General features: G+C 48.4%; 2 tRNA genes and 3 rRNA genes. All 5 read right to left on the bottom strand.

Annotated elements, in window-relative coordinates:
- Positions 1 to 42: 42 nt before the first annotated feature.
- Positions 43 to 158: ribosomal RNA gene (rrf, locus tag CJD30_RS11715) — 5S ribosomal RNA — on the bottom strand.
- Positions 159 to 286: 128 nt separating this feature from the next.
- Positions 287 to 3,205: ribosomal RNA gene (locus CJD30_RS11710) — 23S ribosomal RNA — on the bottom strand.
- A gap of 220 nt (positions 3,206 to 3,425) precedes the next feature.
- Positions 3,426 to 3,501, bottom strand: a tRNA-Ala gene (locus tag CJD30_RS11705).
- A gap of 12 nt (positions 3,502 to 3,513) precedes the next feature.
- Positions 3,514 to 3,590: transfer RNA gene (locus CJD30_RS11700), tRNA-Ile, on the bottom strand.
- A 121-nt stretch (positions 3,591 to 3,711) separates the two neighbouring features.
- Positions 3,712 to 5,222: ribosomal RNA gene (locus tag CJD30_RS11695) — 16S ribosomal RNA — on the bottom strand.
- Together the 16S, 23S and 5S rRNA genes with 2 tRNA genes alongside form the textbook arrangement of a ribosomal RNA operon.
- Positions 5,223 to 5,508 lie beyond the last annotated feature (286 nt).

The raw sequence follows: 5,508 nt of genomic DNA, 5'->3' as shown, positions 1-5,508 counted from the left end.
AAGTTTTTTTTGATTATTTTAGTAGAAGAAGAAATTCTGAGAGCCAGGCGGCGACCTACGTTTCCAGCCCTGAAAGGACAAGTATTATGAGCGATGAGGGTCTTAGCTTCCGGGTTCGGAATGGGTCCGGGCGTTTCCCCCTCTCTATAGCCACCTGAGCACTCAGAGTGAAAGTCATCTAGATGAGCTTCACTCTAAGTACTTAGAGTAATTTATTTTCATTGTTAAGTCGTCAGATCGTAACGTACATTGCATTTCACCTGTATGCTTAATAAGGCGGTGAGCATAGATAAAGACGAACGTTCTATTAGTACCAGTCAGCTGAAAGCGTTACCGCTCTTACACACCTGGCCTATTAACCTTGTAGTCTTCAAGGGAACTTCAGGGAGAGTTCATCTTGGAGTTGGCTTCCCGCTTAGATGCTTTCAGCGGTTATCACATCCGTGCGTAGCTACCCAGCGATGCTCTTGGCAGAACAACTGGTACACCAGTGGCACGTCCAACCCGGTCCTCTCGTACTAGGGTCAGCTCTCCTCAACTCTCCTGCGCCCACGGAAGATAGGGACCGAACTGTCTCACGACGTTCTGAACCCAGCTCGCGTACCGCTTTAAATGGCGAACAGCCATACCCTTGGGACCTGCTCCAGCCCCAGGATGCGATGAGCCGACATCGAGGTGCCAAACCTCCCCGTCGATGTGAGCTCTTGGGGGAGATCAGCCTGTTATCCCCGGCGTACCTTTTATCCTTTGAGCGATGGCCCTTCCACACAGAACCACCGGATCACTATGACCGTCTTTCGACTCTGCTCGACTTGTCTGTCTCACAGTCAGTCCGGCTTATGCCATTATACTCTACGAAGGATTTCCAACCCTTCTGAGCCGAACTTTGTAAGCCTCCGTTACTTTTTAGGAGGCGACCGCCCCAGTCAAACTACCCACCAGACAGTGTCCTCCATCAGGATAACTGATGCGAGTTAGCTATCAGAATACTCAAGGGTGGTATCTCAAGGATGCCTCCATTGCCACTGGCGTGACAATATCAACAGCTCCCACCTATCCTGCACATGAGTATCCCAATAGCAATGTCAAGCTATAGTAAAGGTGCACGGGGTCTTTCCGTCTTTCCGCGGGTAGGAGGAATTTTCACCTCCACTACAATTTCACTGGATCCCTGGTTGAGACAGCTCCCATCTCGTTACGCCATTCATGCAGGTCGGTATTTAACCGACAAGGAATTTCGCTACCTTAGGACCGTTATAGTTACGGCCGCCGTTTACTCGTGCTTCAATTCAATGCTTCGCTTGCGCTGACACATCCTTTTAACATTCGAGCACCGGGCAGGCGTCACACCCTATACATCCTCTTACGAGTTAGCAGAGTGCTGTGTTTTTGGTAAACAGTCGGGAGGGACACTTTGCTGCGACCCGGTTCTGCTCCAGAGGCAAGCTCCTTCACATACTATGGGCACACCTTATACCGAAGATACGGTGCTAGTTTGCAGAGTTCCTTAACCAGGGTTCTTCCACGCGCCTTAGAATACTCATCTCACCCACCTGTGTCGGTTTACGGTACGGGCGACAATTGTTCTCGCTTAGAGGCTTTTCTCGGCACGACAGTATCATCGATTCTCCTCGCAGACCGAAGTCCTTGAAGAGCCTGTAAGATCTCGGCCTAACGAAACACGGATTTGCCTGTGTTTCAGCCTACGTCCTTCGACCCACTATTCCATCAGTGAGCTCGATTAACTCTATGCGTCCCCCCATCACTCAAACGAACAATTGTCGGTATCGGAATATTAACCGATTTGCCATCGTCTACCCCTTTCGGACTCGACTTAGGTCCCGACTAACCCTACGATGACGAGCATCGCGTAGGAAACCTTGGGTTTACGGCGAAGCAGATTCTCACTGCTTTTATCGCTACTCATGCCTGCATGCTCACTTCCAAACGCTCCAGCACTCCTTACCGGTATACCTTCAACGCTGTTTGGAACGCTCTCCTACCACTCTCTAAAAGAGAATCTAAAGCTTCGGTGTACATCTTAGCCCCGTTATATTTTCAGCGCAGAATCGCTAGATCAGTGAGCTGTTACGCTTTCTTTAAAGGATGGCTGCTTCTAAGCCAACTTCCTGATTGTCTCAGCAACTCCACATCTTTTTCCACTCAGATGTAACTTTGGGACCTTAGCTGTTAGTCTGGGTTGTTCCCCTCTTGACGATTGATTTTATCACCCACCGCCTGACTCCCGAGATTACGCATGAAGTATTCGGAGTTTGAAAGGGTTTGGTACCGCGGTGAGCAGCCCTAGCCCTGTCAGTGCTCTACCCCTTCATGTTACGACTCGAGGCTATACCTAAATATATTTCGGAGAGAACCAGCTATCACTAAGTTTGATTGGCCTTTCACCCCTATCCACAAGTCATCCGGGGGCTTTTCAACGCCCATCGGTTCGGTCCTCCACTGGCTCTTACACCAGCTTCAACCTGCTCATGGATAGATCACTTAGTTTCGGGTCTGCAGCATCTGACTAATTCGCCCTATTAAGACTCGCTTTCGCTACGGCTTCGCGTTTGCTTAACCTTGCCAGACACCACAACTCGCAGGCTCATTATGCAAAAGGCAGTCCATCACCCCTCATAAAGAATGGGGCTCTGAATGATTGTAAGCCATAGGTTTCAGGTTCTATTTCACTCCGCTCACCGCGGTTCTTTTCACCTTTCCCTTACGGTACTGGTTCGCTATCGGTCTGGTAGTAGTATTTAGGATTGGAGGGTGGTCCCCCCGGCTTCAGTCAAGATAACACGTGTCCCGACCTACTCTGGATCCTGCTAGCTGTTTGTCAATTTCGATTACGGGGCTATCACCCTCTATGGCCCAACTTTCCAGATGGTTCTTCTATCGACTCACAATGCCGTATGCAGTCCGCAACCCCGATGGCAAGCCATCGGTTTGTCCTATATCCCATTTCGCTCGCCGCTACTTTGGGAATCTCGTTTGATTTATTTTCCTCTAGGTACTGAGATGTTTCACTTCCCTAGGTTCGCCCCCCGAAGGGTACTGTACCTCTCGATACAGTGGGTTGCCCCATTCAGAAATCCCCGGATCAAAGCTTCTTGGCAGCTCCCCGAGGCTTATCGCAGCCTAGTACGTCTTTCATCGCCTCTACCAGCCAAGGCATCCACCTATGGCCCTTAATATCTTTTTCTAATTTGCGCTCACCGCCTTACTAAACATAAGACGGTGAAATGTGTTTGTAGTTACGTTCTAAAAATTTTACTTCTTAGAATTAAATATTTCATAGATTGCTCTATGTATATTTAGTTGACGACTTAACAATAATAATTCAAATAACATTAGACTTTAAAAGTCTAATTCAAATACTTCATTTAAGTACTTGAATCAGACTTCTTTGACCCTATCACACATGGTGGAGAATAGCGGGATCGAACCGCTGACCTCCTGCGTGCAAAGCAGGCGCTCTCCCAGCTGAGCTAATTCCCCATAAGTGATTCATGGTGGGTTTGAATGGACTCGAACCATCGACCTCACCCTTATCAGGGGTGTGCTCTAACCAGCTGAGCTACAAACCCATTGTATTATGTCAAATAACGATGGATCACTGAAGACTAAGCAGGGTAACGGTCAAGACAATACTTCTGTGAGATTTTTTAAGATGAGGCAGTCAAATGAATGACTCCTCGTTACTCTTAGAAAGGAGGTGATCCAACCGCAGGTTCTCCTACGGTTACCTTGTTACGACTTCACCCCAGTCGCTAATTCCACCGTAAGCGGTAGCCAGTTTGGCATCCCGATTTCGGGTGAAATCAACTCCCATGGTGTGACGGGCGGTGAGTACAAGACCCGGGAACGTATTCACCGTAGCATAGCTGATCTACGATTACTAGTGATTCCAGCTTCATGTTCTCGAGTTGCAGAGAACAATCCGAACTGAGAGACGCTTTAAGAGATTGGCTCCACCTCGCGGTATTGCAGCTCTTTGTACGCCCCATTGTAGCACGTGTGTAGCCCTGGCCGTAAGGGCCATGATGACTTGACGTCGTCCTCACCTTCCTCCTCCTTGCGAAGGCAGTCTCGTTAGAGTGCTCAGCCGAACTGTTAGCAACTAACGACGAGGGTTGCGCTCGTTGCGGGACTTAACCCAACATCTCACGACACGAGCTGACGACAGCCGTGCAGCACCTGTGTGTAGGTTCTAGCAAGCTAGCACCCCCTAATCTCTTAAGGGTTCCTACCATGTCAAGGCCAGGTAAGGTTCTTCGTGTATCTTCGAATTAAACCACATGCTCCACCACTTGTGCGGGTCCCCGTCTATTCCTTTGAGTTTTAATCTTGCGACCGTACTCCCCAGGCGGAATGCTTAATCTGTTAAGTGCATCACCGAAGTAACGAGTACCCCGACGACTAGCATTCATCGTTTAGGGCGTGGACTACCAGGGTATCTAATCCTGTTTGCTCCCCACGCTTTCGTGCCTCAGCGTCAGTATCATCCCAGCAGATCGCCTTCGCTTTTGATATTCCTAGTGATATCTACGGATTTTACCCCTACACCACTAATTCCATCTGCCCCTTCTGAACTCTAGACTCCCAGTTTCAAGCGCAGTTCAATGGTTAAGCCATTGGATTTCACGCCTGACTTAAAAGTCAGCCTACGCACCCTTTACGCCCAGTGATTCCGAGTAACGCTTGCACCCTCCGTATTACCGCGGCTGCTGGCACGGAGTTAGCCGGTGCTTATTCAAGAGGTACCGTCATAATCTTCCCTCTTAAAAGGAGTTTACACACCGAAATGCGTCATCCTCCACGCGGCGTTGCTGCATCAGAGTTTCCTCCATTGTGCAATATTCCTCACTGCTGCCTCCCGTAGGAGTCTGGACCGTGTCTCAGTTCCAGTGTGTCTGATCATCCTCTCAAACCAGATACCCGTCATTGCCTTGGTGAGCCGTTACCTCACCAACTAGCTGATAGGACATAGGCTGATCCCTTAGCGAAAAACTTTCCCGACTCATCTTATAATGAGAAGGAGTATCTAGTATTAATCACCGTTTCCAGTGGCTATCCCAGACTAAGGGGCACATTACCTATGCGTTACTCACCCGTGCGCCACTAATCAGGAAGAGCAAGCTCCTCCATCATCGTTCGACTTGCATGTGTTAGGCACGCCGCCAGCGTTCACTCTGAGCCAGGATCAAACTCTCCATAATTGGTTTGTTTAATCATGTGACCCAAGATATAAAATCATTGGCTTCATAAATTGTTATCTATTTGCTTTTTGGTGATTGTTACTAAAAACAATCAAAGTAAATAGACGGTTGTTGTATTGTGTTGACATTATAGGTCAACGTCTCGAAGCATCGCTCGAACCGCTAACCTGCTTAGTTTTCAATGATCTCAAACTCAAACTCTAAACCTTAACTCAAGGCCTATCAGCGTTTGTGGACGGGAATTATAGGGGAAATTAACAATAATGTCAAGACCTTTCCTAAAGAA

Source organism: Sulfuricurvum sp. PD_MW2 (assembly GCF_002633015.1).
GTDB lineage: Bacteria > Campylobacterota > Campylobacteria > Campylobacterales > Sulfurimonadaceae > Sulfuricurvum.
This window is presented reverse-complemented; position numbering and strand designations above follow the sequence as displayed.